The following is a 19,106-nucleotide window of genomic DNA, read 5'->3' as shown; positions in this document are numbered from 1 at the left end:
AGGAGTAGGGAATGGAATTAAGTATTATACAAATAGTTCTGATATTTATATTCTCATGTATAGCAGGTATGGGAAGTGTTTTGGATGAATTTCAGACACACAGACCTTTGATAGCCTGTACAGTGGTAGGACTAATATTGGGAGACGTAAAAACAGGGGTAATCCTAGGAGGAACTCTGGAACTGATAGCCTTGGGATGGATGAATATAGGAGCTGCACAGTCACCGGATTCAGCACTGGCAAGTGTCATAGCGGCAATTCTGGTAATAGTAGGAAAACAGGATATACAAAAAGGAATAGCAATTGCTCTTCCCGTAGCAGCAGCAGGTCAGGTTCTTACAGTATTCGCAAGAACAATTACAGTAGCTTTCCAACATGCGGCAGATAAAGCAGCTGAAAATGCAGATTTCAAAAAAATTGAGTTTTTGCATTTTAGTGCATTATTTATTCAGGCACTGCGTGTGGCAATACCGTCAACAATAGTAGCAGTATTTGTAAGTGCCGAGATGGTGGATAAAATGCTTTCGCTTATTCCGGATGTAGTAACAGGCGGTCTGGCTGTAGCAGGAGGATTTATAGTAGTAGTAGGTTATGCAATGGTACTGAATATGATGAGTGTAAAATATCTGATGCCTTTCTTCTTTTTGGGATTCGTAGTGGGAGGTTATCTGAATTTCAGCCTTTTATCATTTGGAGTGGTAGGTCTGGTAATGGCGCTGATATATGTACAGTTAAACCCGAATTATAAACAGGGAAAAGCTGTGGCGGGAGCAGTACCGGAAGGCGTCACAGGCGGAGAATACGATGATGAGTTAGAAGACTAAGAAAATATTACTTATTTAAACGAAAGTATTCAGGTAATAAAAAATTGCCAAATACCAGGAGGGAAGAAAATGTCAGAGATAAAAACTAAGATAAATCGTAAAGATATGATAAGTACTTTTATAAGATCAAATTTTCAGCAAGCTTCATTTAATTATGAGAGAATACACGGACTTGCGTTTTGCGTAGATATGATTCCTACAATAAAACGTGTTTATACTAAGAAAGAAGATCAGGTAGAAGCATTAAAGAGACATCTGGTATTCTTTAATACAACACCGGCAGTATGCGGCCCCGTTATTGGGGTAACAATTGCAATGGAAGAAGCCAAAGCAAGCGGTGCGGAAATAGATGACGGAACTATAAACAGTCTGAAAGTCGGACTTATGGGTCCGTTGGCAGGAGTGGGAGATCCTCTGGTATGGGGGACATTAAGACCGATTACTGCAGCAATAGGAGCTTCACTTGCATTATCAGGAACTATACTGGGGCCGCTGGCATTCTTTATAGCATTTAATGCAGTAAGACTGGGGATGAAATGGTTTGGTCTGAAATACGGAATAATAAAAGGAATGGATATAGTAAAGGATTTATCAGGAAATATTCTTCAAAAATTAACAGAAGGAGCAACTATTCTTGGATTGTTTATAATGGGAGTCCTTGTTACGAAATGGACTTCAATAAATGTACCGCTGGTGGTATCAGAAACTCCCGGACCTGACGGGACTATGGTGGTAACAACAGTTCAGAATATTCTGGATGATCTGGTGCCGGGATTACTGGCTCTGGGGCTGACTATGCTTATGATGAAACTTCTGAAAAAGAAAGTAAGTCCTATAGTATTGATATTTGCATTATTTGCAGTGGGAATTATCGGTTACTGGTCGGGTATTCTGGGATAACAGCAGTGTGTAACAAAATTTTGAAAGGTGAGGATAATTAATGAAAACAAAAGCAGTAAGACTTTATGGCAAAAATGATTTGAGGCTGGAAGAATTTGAGCTGCCGGAAATAAATGACAATGAAATACTAATGTCAGTAATTACAGACAGTATCTGTATGTCTACATGGAAACTTGCGAAACAGGGTGAAGACCATAAAAAAACACCGGAAAATATCAAAGAGGAACCGATTATTATAGGGCATGAATTTTGCGGTGAGATTATAAAAACAGGTAAAAACTGGGGTAATAAGTACAAGGAAAATGAAAGATACGTAGTACAGGCTAATTTACAGCTTCCTGATGCACCGTGGTGTCCGGGTTATTCATATAAATACTGCGGCGGAGATGCAACGTATATTATTCTTCCTGAAGATGTAATGAAGCAGGATTGTCTGCTGCCGTATAACGGAGAAACTTATTTTGAAGGGTCGCTTATAGAGCCGTTATCATGTGTAATAGGAGCATTTAAAGCAAATTATCATCTTATTGAAGGTACATATGATCACAAAATGGGTATAAAAGAAGGCGGAAATCTTTTGATATCGGGAGGAACAGGGCCAATGGGTCTTCTTGCTATAGATTATGCACTTCATGGGGACATAAAGCCAAAGAATATAGTAATAACAGATGTAAATGAGGAAAGATTGAAAAGGGCAGCCGAGCTTTATAAGTCAGAGGGAAATACAAAGGTTCATTATGTGAATACTTCCAAGATAGATGATGTAGTTGCTTACCTGAAAGAAACAGCAGGAGGCGGATATGATGATGTATTTATATTTGCACCGGTTTCTGAGCTGGTAACACAAGGGTCAAAACTCTTGAATCCGGACGGATGTCTGAACTTCTTTGCAGGGCCGCAGAATAAAGATTTTTCTGCTGAAATAAATTTTTATGATATGCATTATAATTTTACACATTATGTGGGGACTTCCGGAGGGAATACAGATGATATGCGTGAGGCTGTTAAGCTGATTGAGGACAAAAAGGTAAATGTGGCAAAGGTAGTCACTCATGTTCTGGGACTCGATGCAGTGGCAGAAACTACATTGAATCAGCCTGAAATAGCCGGCGGTAAAAAAGTAGTGTACACACAGAGAAAATTTTCGCTGGAATCACTTGATAAAATTATGGAAGATGAAAACAGCGAACTTGGAAAGATATTAAAGAAAAATAACGGGATATGGTCTAAGGAAGCAGAAGATTATATACTGGCAAATGCTGAGAAAATATAAATTAAAGAAGCCTGAGCAATAACCATAACTCAGGCTTTTTATATGGACTATTAAAAATGTCATGTTGCAAAAGAAATTTTTATTAGTCCAGTTTTTCTATAATATCGTCAACCCATGTCTTTACTTTTATATTTACTTCATCCGGGTTGCTTTTTGCAGGACTTAAAAATTCCATTTCGCCGATAATATTATTTTCACGGAGAATATCACACAGTTTTATAAAAACCTTTCCTTTTCCCCCTCTGGAACAGCAGAATAATACAATGTTCTTATTTTTTACTGCAGTTTCCGAAAGAAAAGTATTCAGAGCCGGGGCGAAAGTACCTGCCCATACAGGTGTACCTATAAAGATAAGGTCATAGTCTTCGGGATTAATATTAAAAGCTTCAAGTGCAGGCTTTTCATTTCTCAAAACCTGTTTGCCGCCTGAAAGAATCTTGAAGAGTCCTTTTTTGTTAATGTCATGTACTGGTTTTAGACGTAAAATGTCAGCATTAATAGAATTTTTTATCTCTTCGGCTATCATATGGGTATTTCCGTCAAGAGAATAATAGATAATTAAAGTTTTCACTGGAACCTCCTTAAAATAAGTGATTCAAAAGATTTTTAACAGAATTGTTATTATATTTTCGTAAAATTTTTTAAACTGTTTGTGTCATATTATTATAACAGCCTGTTTTAACAAGTGTCAACCAAATTATTAATTATAGATGTTTTTTTATTGAAAAAATAAAAAAATATATCAGACAAAAGAAAAAGAAACGTATAGCGAAGAAGCAAAAAATAAGAAGAGATTATTAATATATTATATATATGTCATAGTAGATATTGTATAATAAAGTACGTAATATAAGAGGAGGAAGTAACATGAATTACGAAATAGTAGAAATACCTGCAAAAACAATGACTGGAATAAGTATTCGTACTACCAACGAAAACATGCAGGCAGCAGATGATATAGGGAAATTATGGGAAGAATTCTGGAATAAAAATATATTCAGCTTTGCTGAAAACAAAAAGAACAATAAGATGTACGGAGTATACACAAATTATGACGGAGATTACACAAAACCGTATGACTTTTATGCATGCTGTGAAATAGAAGATTCTAAAAATAATAATGATGAGTTTTCCGTAGTGTCAGTTCCGGAATCTAAATATGCAAAATTTTCTATAAGAGGAAACTACGATGAGTCGGCAGGGAAATTATGGCATGAAATATGGAACACTGAGCTTGACAGGAAATACACGTATGATTTTGAAGTTTATCATAATGACGGCAATGATCCTGAGAACCAGCTTCTGGAGATATATATTGCCGTGAATTAAAGAAATAAATTCTATGGTATAAAATGGCGGTTGTTATGATTAGCCGCCGTTTTACATTTTTTTATAAAAAAATGTTATTAAAATTTATATTATTTTAAAAATATATTTCTATGTAAATTATAAGCTTTTTTTATATTTTTTTACAGGGAATATATGTTATTATCTTTTTAGTGTAAGGTGCATTTTATGTGAAATAAAAATAATGTATAAAAAAATCAAAATATTGAAATACATGTATTATTAGTCGAGAGTATGATTTATTGCTTTTTCCGTCTGAACTACAGGGTGCTTTGTAAGATTTACAACTTGACATCCTGAGCCAAAATGCTTATAATCAGATATAAGAAAAATAAATAGAAGGAATCAAAGCAAAATTATATTTTTTACTTTGTTTTGTTTTATTTACAAAATATGGGAGGTATGATGAACCTAATTATAATGTGCATATTTGCATATTTTTTAGGAAGTATTCCTAATGCTGTATGGGTAGGGAAAGTATTTAAAAAGATTGACGTAAGAGAACACGGAAGCAAAAATGCTGGATCTACAAATGCGGCAAGAGTACTTGGAGCGAAATTAGGGATACTGGTACTGGTTTTAGATGTACTGAAAGGCGTGATACCTACGTATTTAGCCTTAGGAATTAATACACTTGGGAATATGACAGGTATAGTAGGGATTGATCCTATTATTATCGGGATAGTCGCTATTCTGGGTCATACATTTTCTATTTTCCTTAAGTTTAAGGGTGGAAAAGGTGTGGCTACGACTTTGGGTGTTTTTCTGGTTCTTGCTCCAAAAGCAATATTATTTTTATTTGTTATTTTCTTTGTATTATTTGCTGTTTTTAGATATGTATCGCTGTCTTCTATAGTAAGTGCCGCATGTCTGCCGTTTTTTATATACTTTATATATAAAAATATTCCGCTGACAGTGGTTGCGCTGGTACTGGCGCTGGTTATAATAGTGAAGCACGGAAGCAATATACAAAGACTCATAAACGGAACAGAGAATAAATTTAAAGTAACTAAGGATGGTGAAAAATGAGTAAAGTATTAGTACTTGGCGGAGGTGGATTTGGAACATGCCTCTCGAATCTCCTTACTGAAAATGGAAACGATGTATACCTGTGGGAGTACAGCGAAAAGGTAAGGGATGTAATTCGGACAGAGCATGAAAATAAAGTTTTCCTCCCGGGAATAAAACTATCAGAAAAACTAAAAGTAGTGGATGAGTATCAGAAATTACTGAATGAAGAAAAGTTTGACTTTATTTTATTAGCGACACCATGCCAGTTTTTGAGAGGCATACTGAAAAATCTGAAAACTTCCCTGAAGTATAAAGTAATAATAATAAATATCGCTAAAGGGATAGAGATAGCCTCCAAAAAAAGAATGTCAGAAGTAGTAGAGGATGAACTAAGCGGCTGTGATTATGAATACGGAATTCTCACAGGGCCGACACATGCAGAAGATCTGGCTAAAAAAATGCCGTCAGCAATTTTGGCAGCATCACCTAATCTTGAAACTGCAGAGAAAATACAGAAATTATTTAATAATGATTATTTAAGAGTATATACAGGGACAGATATAGTAGGGGCAGAACTTGGCGGAGCTCTGAAAAACTGTCTTGCTATAGCTGCGGGTATGGCAGACGGGCTGGAGCTTGGCGACAATTCCAAGGCAGCGCTTCTTACAAGAGGAATAAATGAAATAATAAGAATCGGGGAATTTTACGGGGCAGATCCCAAGACTTTTTTCGGGTTGTCCGGTCTCGGTGACATAATTGTTACATGTACAAGTAAACACAGCAGAAACAGATATGTGGGCGAGCAGCTGGGAAAAGGAAGAAAGCTTGCGGAGATACTAGAGAGTATGAACGGCATTTCAGAAGGATCAGAGACAATAAAGGCACTGCATAATATTATTGTTGATGAAAATATAAATGCACCTATTTTTACTGAATTATACAAAGTCCTTTATGAAGACGAAACTCTGGAAAATTTATTTTATAACTTAATGAGTAGAAAACTAAAGTCAGAATTTTAGATGGAGATAGAGTATGGAAAAAGAATATAATTTAATAGATTTGTATTTGAAGGATATCCAAAAATATGAATTATTAAATAGAGAAGAAGAATATGAACTCTTTAGAAAAATCAAAGAAGACAATTCCCAGGATGCAAGACACGAGCTTATTTTATCTAATTTGAGACTTGTAATAAGTATTGCAAAAAAATCTTTAGGAAACGGGCTTCCGCTTATAGATCTTATAAGCGAAGGGAATATTGGTCTGATAAAAGCAATTAATAAATTCGACTATACTAAAGGACACAGATTTAGTACATATGCAGTGTGGTGGATAAAGCAGTCTATAAAAAAAGCTATTATCAATAAAGGAAGGGATATAAGAATACCTTCATACAAATATGAGCAGCTGGCTAAGGTGAATAAAGTAATGGTCAACTATATAAATGACCACGGCGAGTCGCCAAGTGTGGCATATATAGCTGAGCAGTTGGAAATAAAAGAATATAAAGTAAGTCTTCTGATAAATGAATTTCAGGATATAATATCACTGAATGACGTAATCGGGGATAATATCTTTTTGGAAGATGTAATAGGAAATGAAGATAATATAGAAGAAAAAATAATAAAAAATGATCAGATAAACAAAATGCGTGAACTTCTTGATAATATATTAAGTGAAAGAGAAAGAGAGATAATCGAACTTAGATACGGATTATACAACAATAAAATGCATACCCTGAAAGAAATAGGCGATGAGCTGAATATAACAAGGGAACGGGTAAGGCAGATAGAGAAAAAGGCAATTACAAAACTAAAATCTCATTTTCATGAGTTTTTTAAATAATTTGAAGGAGGAATAATGCTAAATATAAAAGTAAACAGAAAAGACTTTCTAAAAGGATTGCAAATCGTAGAAAATGCAGTATCGGAAAATAAAATCAGACCTGTAATTTCAGGTATTTTTATAGAAGCAAAAGAAAATGAAATATTCTTGAAAGGTACTGATCTTGAGCTTTCAATAAACTTTAAGATAAACGGCGAAGTAAGAGAAAACGGAAAGATCGTTATTAAATATAAACTTATAGAAGAATTTTTGAAACAGATAGAGGATGAATTTATAGAGCTTATAGAAGAAAGCGGAAAGATAATTATAAAAACAGGAAAAATAAATTCGGAATTCTCTACATTTGATCCTGAAAATTATCCTGTGACACCTACACTTGAATTAGGAGTGGAGTATAACTTTGATAAGCAGAAACTTTTGGAATCTATAGAAAAAGCAAGAATAGCAGCATCACTTACACCTGAAAATCTTGCTGTTAACTGTATAAGATTCGAAATAGAGGAAAATAAACTGAAACTCGTATCTTCTGATACCTACAGACTGATTTACCTTGAGGAAGAACTGGAAGAAGAAGAGAAGAACAAAGAAAGTCTGAGTGTAAGTATACCGCTGAAAACAATGGATGGTCTCGTGAAAATAATGAAACTTACAAGTGAGGATAAAATTGTTTTAAAATCCGACGGAACAAAGGTATATTTCCAGATGGGCGATGTAGAAATACTTACAAGAGTAATAGAATTACAGTTCCCTGATTATAAAGCAATTTTAACAGGTGCACAGTATGATAAAAAGATACTTCTTAATACAAAAGATTTTATCGCAGTATTAAAAAGAACGCTTATTTTCGTAAGAGATAACTATGAAGCTAAAAACAGCGGAATATTCAGCTTTGAAAACGATAAGCTGTTTTTGAATGGAATTAGCGAAAATGCTAAAATAAAAGAAGAAATACCAATTATAAAAGAAGGGGAAGATATAAAAATTTCCCTGAACGTAAAATTTTTACTGGACTATATCTCTACAATTACAGGAGAAGTTACACAGCTGAAAATGCTTAATTCAAAAAGTTCAGTATTAATAACAGAAGAAAAAAATGATAAGTCGCTGTATCTGACAATGCCTTTGGCATTAAGAGACTAGTATTTTATCCTGACTGATAAAATACCGGTGATTTTAAAATAAAAATATAGTAGTAGTGTAAAGTAGGAGGAAGCATGGGAGCCTGGGGATATGGGTGTTTAGAAAATGATACAGCCCTTGATTTTATAGGTTATTTGGAAAATTATAAGGGGAAGGAACCTAGTTTAAAAAAAATATTGAGAGAAATGGAATATGATGCAGAATATGTGGATTCAGATGTAGATGCTGAAATTCTCGCACTTGCAGCGGTAATACTGAATCAGGAAAATATAGTGGAATTCACTGAAATAACAGATGAGGTTCCATATCTGCCATATACAAAAGATGATGTAAAAGTATTAATAGAACAGATAGAGGATATACTTACCAATTCTGAGAGTCATGAACTACACGATTTGTGGGAAGAAGCAGATGAGGAAGATTTTAATGAATGGAAACAGGAAGTAGGAGATCTGGCTGAAGCTTTATCAGATCTTTTGAAATAACATAAAAAGGAGAGACAAGACTCTCCTTTTTCATTAGTATCTATTATGGATATAAAATAAATCAGTCAGTCCAGATTCGCTCTATATCAAGAGTTTTACAGGGTTTTCCTGCCTTATACTCAGTTTTATAAGCTTCAATTTTTTTATCATCATTTATGTTTTTGTAGATCATATAAAACATAGTACATTTAGCATATACATTACCGGCTTTATCTGCTTTTCTGTAATATTTTTCCGCTTTTTCAAAATCATTATTATTCTGGAATTTAACAGCTTTTGAAAATAGTGAGTCCGGATAAATTTTTACCCTTGTAATGTATACAGCTGTAACTTCAGATAATATTAAAAGTGCTGATAAAAAAATAAATAATACTTTTTTCATGCTTTCCTCCTTGTTCATTACTTATTTTATCATATAAAGAGTTTTCATGTATAATATTTATACAATTTTATAAGAATATTATAAAAATATAAACAGCCGAATAAAAATACAGCAGATTTCGAAAAAAAGGCAGAAATTCAGACATGTTTAATGTAGGCCATAATTGCAAAAACAGCTTAGAAATGTTATAATTAAAGACAATAAAAAAAATGGGAGAATTTTAGAGTGAATATAACTTTATATAGAAAATACAGACCTCAAAATTTTGAGGAGATTGCCGGGCAGGGTCATATAGTCAAGGCAATAAGGAATTCTTTGAAAGAAAATAAATTATCTCATGCTTATCTTTTTAACGGACCGAGAGGTGTGGGAAAGACCACAATAGCCAGACTTATAGCAAAAGGCGTAAACTGTCTGACTAATGGTATTTCCGATCATCCGTGCGGAACATGCGATAACTGCCGTGAAATAACAGCAGGAATCTCTATGGATATGGTGGAAATAGATGCAGCATCAAACAGAGGAATAGATGAGATAAGAGAGCTGAAAGAGAAAATAAACTATCAGCCTGTGAACGGGAATAAGAAAGTATATATAATAGATGAGGTTCATATGCTTACTAAGGAAGCATTTAACGCCCTTCTGAAAACTCTGGAAGAGCCGCCTTCGCATGTTATATTTATTTTGGCTACCACAGAAGTGGATAAAATACCGGATACTGTAATATCAAGATGTCAAAGATATGATTTTCTTCCATTAAATATGAACGATATTATAGAAATGCTGAAAATGGTTGCTGAGAAAGAAAACATAAAAATAGACGACGAAAGTCTGAAACTTATTTACAGAAAGTCTGAGGGAAGTGCCAGAGACAGTTTTTCTATTTTTGAACAGGTAGCGTCTAATTTTTCCGGTGAAGAAATAGATATAGAAAAGACACAAATGGCTTTGGGTGTTATTCCCGATAAGCTTTTGAACGAATTTCTGGATGTTATATCCAATGGTGATAAAATCGGAGGAATAGATTTTGTAGATAAATTATGGGAAGATGGTATACTTATAGAAAATTTTCTGAAAGATTTTTCATATTTTTTGAAAGAAAATCTAAAAAGAGAAGATTCTATAGGGATAGACAGAACTTTATCATTAATCAGCGTAATTTATTTTGTTCTGGGTGAATTCAGATATGAAGAGGATAAGAGACTTCTTGGTTATGTTCTTATAAATGAGATATTTAAACAGGAAACACCTGTTGTCATCACAGAAGTAAGGCAGGAGGTCAGAGCAGCAGAACCTGCGGGAAAAAGCAGTCCGGAAATGCCCATAGAAAATCAGGCACAGGAAACCGCGCCAAGTCCTTCTGTAGAGCTTTCTGATCTTAATATAAATATTATAGAAAAAAAGTGGCCGTTATTCAAAGGGGAGTTAAAAAAAGAAAGCATCATGCTTTCTGCATTTCTTACAGACACCAATCCTTTGGATCTCGATGGTGACAAGCTGGTCTTAGGTCTTCCTGGATGGCAGTCTTTTCACCGTGAAAAAATAGAAGATAAAGATAATAAGCTGAAAATAGAAAAAATACTGAAAAAAATATACGGTGCAAAATTAATTATAAGCACAAAATTAATCGGTGAACAGCCGAAAAACGAATCCGACGAATTCATTAATAAGGTCATAGACTTTTTTGATGCTGAGATAATTGAAAAAAAATAAGACGGGAGTGAATGGTATGAAAGTAAAAGTGATACTAAAAGAGAACATCAAAGGTGTAGGAAAAAAAGATGAAATAATAGAGGTTAAAGACGGATACGCCAATAACTTTTTATTTGCACAGAATAAAGCAGTTCCTGCTACAGATGAAAATCTGAAAAAACTTAAAAATAAAGCAGAAAAAAATGTTAAAGATCACGCAAAAGAAGTAAAAAAAGCTGAGGAAATAAAAGAGAAAATTAATAATAAAGAAATAACACTTGCAGTAAAAGCCGGAGAAAACGGGAAAGTGTTCGGGTCTATCGGTTCAAAAGAGATAGTGGACGAAGTAAAAAAAGTGTTCGGGCTGACTATTGATAAGAAAAAAATAGACGGGGAAAATTCAAGAATGAAAGAATTAGGACTTCATGATGTGGAAGTAAAACTACACAGTGAAGTAAAGGCCATTTTAAAAGTGAAATTAATAAATAAGGAGTAAATATGGACCAAAATACAGTAAAAACCCCCTATAATATAGAAGCAGAAGAGGCGCTTCTAGGGTCGATATTTATAAAACCCGATGTTCTTTCGGAAATTATAGAACTTGTTACAGAAGATGATTTTTATAAAAATAATTATAAAATTATTTTTACGGAAATGAAAGAAATATACAGAAGCTCGGCAGTAATAGATTCATTACTGCTGATAAACTCTTTAAATAGAAAAGGAGTTCTGGAGGATATAGGCGGGGAACAGCTTATATATGATCTTACAGAGGCAGTCCCTACTGCTGCCAATGCAAAAATGTACGCACAAATAATCAGGGATAATGCAGTTCAGAGAAAGCTCATAGACACAGGAAGTAAAATAGTGGAAATGGCTTACAAAGGATATGATGACGTACAGACAATGCTTGATAAATCAGAAAGTATGATTTTTAAAATAGCTGAATTCAAGCAAAAAAAGGATGTAACAACATTAAAGGAAATGGCAAATCTGGAATTGGAAAGAATGGAGAAAATGCCCAAAGGAACCGGAATAACAGGGATAAGTTCGGGATTTACCGACTTTGATTCAATGACAAGCGGATTTCACGGGTCTGACCTTCTTATACTTGCGGCAAGACCAGCCATGGGAAAAACGGCTTTTGCGCTGAATCTGGCTTTGAATATCGCAAGACAGAATAAATCAGTACTGGTTTTCAGTCTGGAGATGTCAAATGTACAGCTTTATCAAAGACTTCTTGCTATGGAAACAAGAATACCGCTTACGAAGCTGAGAGAAGCAAGACTGTCGGAAACTGAATGGGCAGCACTGGCAAACGGAGTCGGGAAACTTGCAGATCTTCCGTTCTATATCTCAGATGCACCGGGAATAAATGTCCTTGAAATAAAGGCAATAGCACGTAGATTAAGGGCAGAGGGAAAACTTGACGCCATTGTAATAGATTATCTTCAGCTAATCACAGGAACTGACGGCGGAAGAAAGAGTCGGGAACAGGAAATATCGGAAATATCGAGATCACTGAAAATAATAGCAAAAGAGCTTGATATTCCAGTAATTACACTATCACAGCTGTCAAGAGCACCTGAATTGAGAGCAGATAAAAGACCTATGCTTTCGGATTTGAGAGAATCGGGAGCCATAGAGCAGGATGCGGATATAGTTCTGTTTTTATACAGAGATGAATATTATAACGAGCAAAACAGAGGGGAAGGCAGCGAAGGAGCACCTAGTCCCGAACCTGCAGTAGTTAACAATATACCAATAACAGAAGTAATTATCGGTAAGCAGAGAAACGGTCCTGTAGGGACTGTAAAAATAGGATTTCTGAAGGAACAGCAGAGATTCGTAAATATAACATTCAGAACAGACTAGTTAGATACAAAACAGTGCGTAAAATCAATTAGGAGGAAAAATGGGCACAAGGAAAATCGAATTATTAGCACCTGCGGGTAATCTCGAAAAATTGCAGTCAGCTTTTCATTTTGGGGCAGATGCATGTTATATAGGCGGGAATGCTTTTAATTTAAGAGGTATGTCTGCAAATTTTAAAAACCCTGAGTTGGAAGAAGCGGTAAAATTTGCACACAGCATAAATAAGAAAATTTATATAACTTTAAATATATTTGCTCATAATAAAGAGATAGACCATCTTCCGGAATTTATAAAATTTCTGGCAGGTGCAGATGTAGATGGGGTAATAGTAGCAGATTTGGGAGTTTTTCAGCTGGTTAGGGAAATAGCTCCCGATCTGGATGTACATGTAAGCACACAGGCTAATAATACAAACTGGAGAAGTGTAAAACTCTGGAAAGATCTCGGAGCTAAAAGAGTGATTCTTGCACGTGAAATGTCTCTTGAGGAAATAAAGGAAATAAGGGAAAAAGTCCCTGATATTCAGCTGGAAGTATTTGTCCACGGAGCAATGTGCATGGCGGTGTCAGGAAGATGTCTTTTGAGCAACTACTTTACAGCAAGAGATGCAAACAGGGGAGTATGTGCGCAAAGCTGCAGATGGAATTACAAGGTCGTTGCTGAAAACAGACCCGGGCAGTATCATGATGTAGTGGAAGATGAAGACGGAACATTTATATTTAATGCAAAAGATTTATGTACGATAGAGTTTATTGATAAAGTCATAGAAACAGGAGTAGACTCACTGAAAATAGAAGGACGTATGAAAAGTATCTATTACAATTCTATAGTAGTAAAGCAGTACAGGGAAGCAATAGACCTGTATCTTAAAGGTGAATATAAATATGATCCGAAATGGCTGGAAGAGTTGCAGACAATAAGCCACAGACTTTATTCACAGGGATTTTATTTAGGAAAGCCTACTGAAGATGATCAGAATTACAATACAAATCTTTCTTACAGCCAGACTTACCAGCTGGTAGCCAATGTGCTGGAAAAAAGAGAAAATAATCAGTATTTGCTGCAAATAAGAAACAGATTAACTGCTGATGATGAAGTGGAACTGGTAAGACCAACAGGAAATGCGCAAAAATTCAGAATAAAAGAATTTTTAAATACAAAAAATGATGAAATAGTTAATGTGGTGCATCCGAATACCCTTGCACTTATAACAGCTGATCTTGAGATGGAACCGAAGGATTTACTGAGAGTAAAACTTCCTGTAGGTGAAAGTGAAAGCGATATAGATAAAGAAAGCAACTAAAAGAAAACTTGCCTTAACGGTGAGTTTTTTTGCTGTAAAATAGTATAAATTTTGTATATCCAAAAGTAAAATTAGACTTATTTTGAAATATAGGATAAAATATATTTACATTAATGTAAAGGAATGATAAGTATGAACTTTCTCGGGCATTCTAGAATCTCTGCGGAGATTGACATAAAAACAACATATGGTAATTTTACAGGTGATTTTTATAAGGGCAGACTGGAAAATATAAATGTTCCCTATGAGGTGAAAAATGGGCTGTTTCTTCATAGAAAAATAGACTCTATCTCTGATATTGATAATGTCCTTACAGAAAAAATAGATAAAAGATTCAGTATTTTCAGGGGTGTAATTTCAGATATAATAATAGATCATTTTTTGGCTTTGGAGTGGGAGAATCTTTTCAAAGAAGACCTTAATAAAAGCATAAAAACAATATACGGAGAACTGGATAAGTATAAAAATATTTATCCGAAGCATTTTATTGAAGTATATGACTGGATATCGAAAAATAACATACTTTACTCATATAAAAATCCTGAAAACATCAGGAAAACTTTTGGGGGAATTTCCAGAAGAGTGAGAAAAGGTGAGATATTAACAGAGGCATATGACGAGCTTATGAAAAAATATGATTTGTTTCACAGGCTGAGTTTAGAAGAATTCAGACGTACAGCAGAACTTGCGTATACAGAATATCAGAATTTGACAGATGGTCAAAGGTAATTCTATATAATAAATACGGGCAGTTATGATATAATACGTAAAATGAGTTTTATATTCAGCAATTTAGCTATATATAAGGAGTGTGAAATGTCAGAAAATAAAGAAAATTTAGAGAAAAAAGAATTAGCAGAAGAAGAAAACGGTACAAAGCTGCCGGAAGAAAATATTGAGACTGCTTTGGAAAATCAGGCAGAAGATATCACAGAAGAACCGGTTCATCCAACAGAAGAGAGTGAAAATACAGAAGCCGGAAATAATGACTATGAAGCTGATATTGCAGAAAACGAGGGAGAGGAATCTTTTGACGAGAATCTCAAAGATAAATTCGATCCTTCAAAATATGTTCCTTATGACCCAAGCGTAAAAAGCAGGGGAAATACAAGTAAGCTTCCTTATATAATATTTGGAATTATAGTAGTTTTAGGAATACTTCTTTATATTATAATAGGAAATATGAGAGGCGGGAACAGAATAAACGACCTTGCAGAGGAGAACGCCCAGACGGAAACAGAGCAGACTGCTGCGCCTGGCACAGATGTTAATGACTATAAGAAAAAATACTGGAGCGGTGATACAAGTATTGCAATATCAGATGCTTTTTCGAATTATAAAAACGCCAGAAATGTAGAGTATCTTCTGTATGAAAAAGACGGAAGAACTGTTTTTCAGGTAAAAGCTGAGCTTGATGTAAAGCAGATTCTTGATTATAACGGTCCTGATGTAAAAATAGGCAATGACGGAGATATGTCTGAAATGGCGTATTTGTATCTTAGAAAACATCAAAATGAAATAAAAATATACGATAACAGTTATTTCTACATACCAAAGGAAAGTACAGGAAATGAAAATCTGGAACTGTCTAAAAGGGAAATGGAAATAACAAACGGAAATGAAATATATAAAGCAGAATTAGCCGGCGGATTAAATGATGTATATAATGATTCTTTTAATTACGGGGCAGCACTAAAAGGGATGAATAATTTTTACCTGAAAGTAGTTCCAAAGAAAACATCAAGTATAAGTGTAAAATTTGAAACTAAAGAGAAAGCTGACGAAGAGCTGAATAAAGTATATCAGCAGCTGACAGGAGTCCTTAATGATGATCAGAGATCAAAGCTTACAGCTTCACAAAAGTCATGGCTTGATTACAGAGACAGTGAATTTAAATTTTTGAATTCAATATTCTTTATCAAAGATATTCCAAATTCTGCGGAAATTTCGGATAGATTCTCAGAAAAATATAAGATAAAAGTAATAGAAAACAGAATTAATGAATTAAATTCATATAAAGAACTGGTAGATAAAAAAGGAACAGTAAAGCTTGACGTAACAGAAATGAATAAGCAGAAAGAAAATTTGAAACAGAGATATGCAACATTGCTTACACATTTAAGCGGTGACAGCCTGCAGCCTATGAAGGATTCAGAAACAAAATGGTCTGTATTTGCTGATTCTGACCTTACATTTGTTCAGAGTCTTTCAGCGGTACTAGCTGAAGGAGAGACATCTCAGTTTTCAATGGGATTTGAACCATACAGTATAAGACTGAAAATGCTTCAGGTTTATGATGATATTTTATTTTAAAATGAGAAGTGTAATTTTTCCCGGAATTTATAAAGGAATTCCGGGATTTTTTAGTATGAGGAAAAAGTTTAAGTAGGAGAATTAAATATTAGAAAGCATATTTTACTGAAAATAATAAAGATGATAAACAGCTGTATATTTTGAAATATAAAAATTTTAGTTGACTTTTAAAAAAAATAAAGTATACTATTATTAGAAAATTTTTTTCATAAAAATATTTTTTTTGACAAAATAAAGTTTTAAGTAAAATTTTTTTCAAAAAGAGAAAGAGGTATGATGAAGTACTTAATCAGCATAGATATAGGAACTACCAGTGCGAAGTTAATTGCATATAGTATTGAGGGAAAGATAATTTCAGAGAGGAATTCCAGATATAATACCTATACACCGAAAGACGGATTTTTTGAGCAGAATCCCGAAGAGATTTTTGAATCTGTGACAGAAAAATTAAAAGATATAATTTCAGATAATAAGACGAAAGTGCTTCTGGGAATTAGTTTCAGCACTGCAATGCACAGTATAGCAGCAATAGATGAAAATGATGAACTGCTTACCAATGCATTGTTATGGTCTGACAGAAGAAGTGAAAAACTGGTAAAAAAATATAAAGAAAGCAACATAATACATAACATATTTCTTAAAACGGGAACGCCGATTCATGCAATGTCTCCTTTGTTTAAGATAATGTGGTTCAGGGAAGAAAAAAAAGATATATTTCAAAAAACTAAAAAATTCATATCAATTAAGGAATATATTATTTTTAAACTTACAGGAAAGTATTATGTGGATTATTCCACAGCTTCGGCTACAGGACTGTTTGATATTCATGTCAGGGAGTGGAGCAGGGAAGCAATTGATTTTCTGGGAATAGATGAAGGTTATTTATCAGAGAGTGTAGATATTGATTTTAAAATATATGATATAAAAGAAGAGTACAGGGAATTTTTAGGTTTAGCTAAAGACATTCCGTTTATAATCGGTGGAAGTGACGGATGTATGGCGAATCTGGGAGTAAATGATATGGAGGAAGGAACAGCTGTGATAACATTAGGTACAAGTGCCGCTGTGAGAGTAGGGAGTAAAAATCCGGAAGTAGATAATGGGAAACGTATTTTTACTTATATACTGGATAAAAATCATTATATTTCAGGCGGAGCTGTAAACAACACCGGAATAGTTCTCGAATGGCTTAAAGAAAAACTTTTTCCCGGCTTAGACTACAAGGAAATATTTCAAATTCTTGAAGATACAGAGGATATAGCAGGAATTCCCGTATTTCTTCCGTATCTTCTGGGAGAGAGAGCACCGATCTGGAATTCCAATGCAAGAGGAGTATTTTTTGGAATAAGTCTGGAGCATAAACAGGAACACTTTGTAAGAGCGGTGCTTGAAGGAATAATTTACAGTATATATGATGTTTTCAGGGTTTTGGACAGTATGAAAGATATTAAAAAAATATACATAAACGGTGGATTAAGCAGATCAGAAGCATTTGTGAGAACAATGGCTGATGTTTTTAACAGGGAGATATTAATTTCGGAAAACTATGAAAGCTCTTGTTTTGGAGCATTTATAACAGGAATGGCAGCTGTGGAAGAAATAGAAAATATAGAAAGTTTTAATAATATAAAATTTGAGGTAAAAAAAATAACACCTGACAGAGAAAAGCATAAAGTATATATGGAAAAATTTCGGATATATAAAGAAGTTTATAATTCTTTAAAAGAAATATTTTGATATTATATGCCAAAATTACTTGTTAACCGGCAATAAACCAAAAAACTGATTAGGAGATGACATATGAAAATAGGAATAATAGGATTGGGAAAAATGGGATTCAATTTATCAAAAAATCTGCTTAGAAATAATCATGAGGTAGCAGCATTTGATACAGATAATGATATAAAGGCAAAAGCACGGGCAGAAGGAATAGAGACTGCGGACAGCCTGAAAGATTTATGCGGAAAACTGGGAGGGCGGAAAATAATATGGATAATGATTCCTAACGGGCTTCCTGTGGATAATACAATAAAAGAGCTTCTTCCTGAACTTTCAGAAAAGGATATAATAATTGACGGAGGTAATTCCAATTATAAGGAAAGCGTGAGAAGGCATAATGAACTAAAAGAGCGAAATATAGATTTTATAGACTGCGGGACAAGCGGAGGAACGTCAGGAGCTTTAAACGGGGCATGTCTGATGGTAGGAGGAGATACGGAACCTGTAAGTTACTGTGGAAAAATCTTTACTGATATTGCTGTAAAAGATGGATATCTTCATGTAGGAGAAGCCGGAAGCGGACACTTTACAAAGATGGTGCATAACGGGATAGAATACGGGATGATGCAGTCTATAGCAGAAGGATTCGAGATTTTGGACAAGAGCAGCTATAACATGGATTATGAAAAAGTAGCACGGGTATGGAATAATGGTTCTGTAATAGAAAGCTGGCTTATGGAGCTTACAGAGAATCTTTTCAGAAAAGATGCGAAGCTGGAAAAAATAAAAGGTATAATGAATTCTTCCGGTGAAGGGAAATGGACTGTGGAAACCGCACTTGATCTGGAAGTTCCGGCTCCGGTGATAGCATTGTCGTTAATGATGAGATACAGATCACTTGAAGAAAATACTTTCTCAGGAAGAGTAATTGCTGCATTAAGAAATGAATTCGGCGGTCATAAAGTGGAGAAAGCATAAAAAGTATTGATATTTCTTT

The 19,106-nt window shown here is 34.3% G+C and carries 19 protein-coding genes; 17 read left to right on the top strand and 2 right to left on the bottom strand.

Going from position 1 to position 19,106, the window contains the following annotated elements; genetic code table 11:
- Positions 1–11: 11 nt before the first annotated feature.
- From NK213_RS00600 to NK213_RS00590, 3 genes are all read left to right on the top strand, one after another.
- On the top strand, positions 12–824 hold the full coding sequence (locus NK213_RS00600) for a PTS mannose/fructose/sorbose transporter subunit IIC (protein WP_253345991.1): 813 nt from the start codon (positions 12–14) through the stop codon (positions 822–824).
- A gap of 69 nt (positions 825–893) precedes the next feature.
- Positions 894–1,724: a mannose/fructose/sorbose PTS transporter subunit IID gene (locus NK213_RS00595; RefSeq protein ID WP_253345990.1), complete on the top strand. Its 831-nt coding sequence runs from the start codon at positions 894–896 to the stop codon at positions 1,722–1,724.
- A 40-nt stretch (positions 1,725–1,764) separates the two neighbouring features.
- Entirely contained in the window at positions 1,765–2,997 is a 1,233-nt protein-coding gene (locus tag NK213_RS00590) for a zinc-binding dehydrogenase (RefSeq protein ID WP_253345989.1), read from the top strand.
- 82 nt (positions 2,998–3,079) lie between these two features.
- On the opposite strand, the gene NK213_RS00585 is transcribed toward NK213_RS00590, so the two are convergent.
- A complete protein-coding gene (locus NK213_RS00585) occupies positions 3,080–3,568 on the bottom strand; it encodes a flavodoxin (RefSeq protein WP_253345988.1) in 489 nt (162 codons plus the stop codon).
- A gap of 296 nt (positions 3,569–3,864) precedes the next feature.
- Here NK213_RS00585 and NK213_RS00580 point away from each other — a divergent pair, with 296 nt between their 5' ends.
- From NK213_RS00580 to NK213_RS00555, 6 genes are all read left to right on the top strand, one after another.
- A complete protein-coding gene (locus NK213_RS00580) occupies positions 3,865–4,326 on the top strand; it encodes a GyrI-like domain-containing protein (protein WP_253345987.1) in 462 nt (153 codons plus the stop codon).
- A 423-nt stretch (positions 4,327–4,749) separates the two neighbouring features.
- Positions 4,750–5,373: a glycerol-3-phosphate 1-O-acyltransferase PlsY gene (gene plsY, locus NK213_RS00575; RefSeq protein WP_253345986.1), complete on the top strand. Its 624-nt coding sequence runs from the start codon at positions 4,750–4,752 to the stop codon at positions 5,371–5,373.
- Positions 5,370–6,374, top strand: a complete 1,005-nt coding sequence (locus tag NK213_RS00570) for an NAD(P)H-dependent glycerol-3-phosphate dehydrogenase (RefSeq protein ID WP_253345985.1) — start codon at positions 5,370–5,372, stop codon at positions 6,372–6,374. The genes plsY and NK213_RS00570 overlap by 4 nt, the downstream gene beginning before the upstream one ends.
- Positions 6,375–6,387: 13 nt before the next feature.
- On the top strand, positions 6,388–7,200 hold the full coding sequence (locus tag NK213_RS00565) for an RNA polymerase sigma factor RpoD/SigA (protein ID WP_253345984.1): 813 nt from the start codon (positions 6,388–6,390) through the stop codon (positions 7,198–7,200).
- Between the two features lie 15 nt (positions 7,201–7,215).
- Positions 7,216–8,340 (top strand): DNA polymerase III subunit beta, encoded by a 1,125-nt coding sequence (dnaN, locus tag NK213_RS00560; protein ID WP_253345983.1) that lies wholly within the window; start codon positions 7,216–7,218, stop codon positions 8,338–8,340.
- A 74-nt stretch (positions 8,341–8,414) separates the two neighbouring features.
- On the top strand, positions 8,415–8,825 hold the full coding sequence (locus NK213_RS00555) for a DUF4259 domain-containing protein (protein ID WP_253345982.1): 411 nt from the start codon (positions 8,415–8,417) through the stop codon (positions 8,823–8,825).
- A 61-nt stretch (positions 8,826–8,886) separates the two neighbouring features.
- Here NK213_RS00555 and NK213_RS00550 read toward each other — a convergent pair whose 3' ends face one another.
- Entirely contained in the window at positions 8,887–9,207 is a 321-nt protein-coding gene (locus NK213_RS00550) for a hypothetical protein (RefSeq protein WP_253345981.1), read from the bottom strand.
- Between the two features lie 225 nt (positions 9,208–9,432).
- Here NK213_RS00550 and dnaX point away from each other — a divergent pair, with 225 nt between their 5' ends.
- From dnaX to gnd, 8 genes are all read left to right on the top strand, one after another.
- The gene (gene dnaX, locus NK213_RS00545) at positions 9,433–10,920 is read left to right on the top strand and encodes a DNA polymerase III subunit gamma/tau (protein ID WP_253345980.1); all 1,488 of its coding nucleotides are present in this window, start codon (positions 9,433–9,435) and stop codon (positions 10,918–10,920) included.
- Positions 10,921–10,936: 16 nt separating this feature from the next.
- Complete coding sequence (gene rplI, locus NK213_RS00540) at positions 10,937–11,395, top strand: 50S ribosomal protein L9 (RefSeq protein ID WP_253345979.1); 459 nt, start codon at positions 10,937–10,939, stop codon at positions 11,393–11,395.
- Between the two features lie 2 nt (positions 11,396–11,397).
- The gene (gene dnaB / locus NK213_RS00535) at positions 11,398–12,774 is read left to right on the top strand and encodes a replicative DNA helicase (protein ID WP_253345978.1); all 1,377 of its coding nucleotides are present in this window, start codon (positions 11,398–11,400) and stop codon (positions 12,772–12,774) included.
- Positions 12,775–12,814: 40 nt separating this feature from the next.
- Entirely contained in the window at positions 12,815–14,077 is a 1,263-nt protein-coding gene (locus NK213_RS00530) for a U32 family peptidase (RefSeq protein WP_253345977.1), read from the top strand.
- Between the two features lie 132 nt (positions 14,078–14,209).
- Positions 14,210–14,806, top strand: a complete 597-nt coding sequence (locus tag NK213_RS00525) for an ACP phosphodiesterase (RefSeq protein WP_253345976.1) — start codon at positions 14,210–14,212, stop codon at positions 14,804–14,806.
- An 87-nt stretch (positions 14,807–14,893) separates the two neighbouring features.
- Positions 14,894–16,390, top strand: coding sequence for a lysozyme inhibitor LprI family protein (locus NK213_RS00520; RefSeq protein ID WP_253345975.1), 1,497 nt, complete (start codon positions 14,894–14,896; stop codon positions 16,388–16,390).
- A 276-nt stretch (positions 16,391–16,666) separates the two neighbouring features.
- Entirely contained in the window at positions 16,667–18,127 is a 1,461-nt protein-coding gene (locus NK213_RS00515) for a gluconokinase (protein ID WP_253345974.1), read from the top strand.
- Positions 18,128–18,190: 63 nt separating this feature from the next.
- Entirely contained in the window at positions 18,191–19,087 is an 897-nt protein-coding gene (gene gnd, locus NK213_RS00510; RefSeq protein ID WP_253345973.1) for a phosphogluconate dehydrogenase (NAD(+)-dependent, decarboxylating), read from the top strand.
- Positions 19,088–19,106 lie beyond the last annotated feature (19 nt).

Origin of the sequence: Sebaldella sp. S0638 (assembly GCF_024158605.1) — a bacterium.
In the GTDB taxonomy this organism is placed as follows: domain Bacteria; phylum Fusobacteriota; class Fusobacteriia; order Fusobacteriales; family Leptotrichiaceae; genus Sebaldella.
Note: the sequence above shows the minus strand (reverse complement) of the source record. Positions and strands in the feature narration are given on the sequence as shown.

What these genes read in the sequence shown, in the direction of transcription:
- NK213_RS00600 (WP_253345991.1), top strand. Translation starts at nt 12, where the DNA reads ATGGAATTAAGTATTATACAAATAGTTCTGATATTTATATTCTCATGT.
- NK213_RS00595 (WP_253345990.1), top strand. Translation starts at nt 894, where the DNA reads ATGTCAGAGATAAAAACTAAGATAAATCGTAAAGATATGATAAGTACT.
- NK213_RS00590 (WP_253345989.1), top strand. Translation starts at nt 1,765, where the DNA reads ATGAAAACAAAAGCAGTAAGACTTTATGGCAAAAATGATTTGAGGCTG.
- NK213_RS00580 (WP_253345987.1), top strand. Translation starts at nt 3,865, where the DNA reads ATGAATTACGAAATAGTAGAAATACCTGCAAAAACAATGACTGGAATA.
- plsY (WP_253345986.1), top strand. Translation starts at nt 4,750, where the DNA reads ATGAACCTAATTATAATGTGCATATTTGCATATTTTTTAGGAAGTATT.
- NK213_RS00570 (WP_253345985.1), top strand. Translation starts at nt 5,370, where the DNA reads ATGAGTAAAGTATTAGTACTTGGCGGAGGTGGATTTGGAACATGCCTC.
- NK213_RS00565 (WP_253345984.1), top strand. Translation starts at nt 6,388, where the DNA reads ATGGAAAAAGAATATAATTTAATAGATTTGTATTTGAAGGATATCCAA.
- dnaN (WP_253345983.1), top strand. Translation starts at nt 7,216, where the DNA reads ATGCTAAATATAAAAGTAAACAGAAAAGACTTTCTAAAAGGATTGCAA.
- NK213_RS00555 (WP_253345982.1), top strand. Translation starts at nt 8,415, where the DNA reads ATGGGAGCCTGGGGATATGGGTGTTTAGAAAATGATACAGCCCTTGAT.
- NK213_RS00550 (WP_253345981.1), bottom strand. Translation starts at nt 9,207, where the DNA reads ATGAAAAAAGTATTATTTATTTTTTTATCAGCACTTTTAATATTATCT.
- rplI (WP_253345979.1), top strand. Translation starts at nt 10,937, where the DNA reads ATGAAAGTAAAAGTGATACTAAAAGAGAACATCAAAGGTGTAGGAAAA.
- dnaB (WP_253345978.1), top strand. Translation starts at nt 11,398, where the DNA reads ATGGACCAAAATACAGTAAAAACCCCCTATAATATAGAAGCAGAAGAG.
- NK213_RS00530 (WP_253345977.1), top strand. Translation starts at nt 12,815, where the DNA reads ATGGGCACAAGGAAAATCGAATTATTAGCACCTGCGGGTAATCTCGAA.
- NK213_RS00525 (WP_253345976.1), top strand. Translation starts at nt 14,210, where the DNA reads ATGAACTTTCTCGGGCATTCTAGAATCTCTGCGGAGATTGACATAAAA.
- NK213_RS00520 (WP_253345975.1), top strand. Translation starts at nt 14,894, where the DNA reads ATGTCAGAAAATAAAGAAAATTTAGAGAAAAAAGAATTAGCAGAAGAA.
- NK213_RS00515 (WP_253345974.1), top strand. Translation starts at nt 16,667, where the DNA reads ATGAAGTACTTAATCAGCATAGATATAGGAACTACCAGTGCGAAGTTA.
- gnd (WP_253345973.1), top strand. Translation starts at nt 18,191, where the DNA reads ATGAAAATAGGAATAATAGGATTGGGAAAAATGGGATTCAATTTATCA.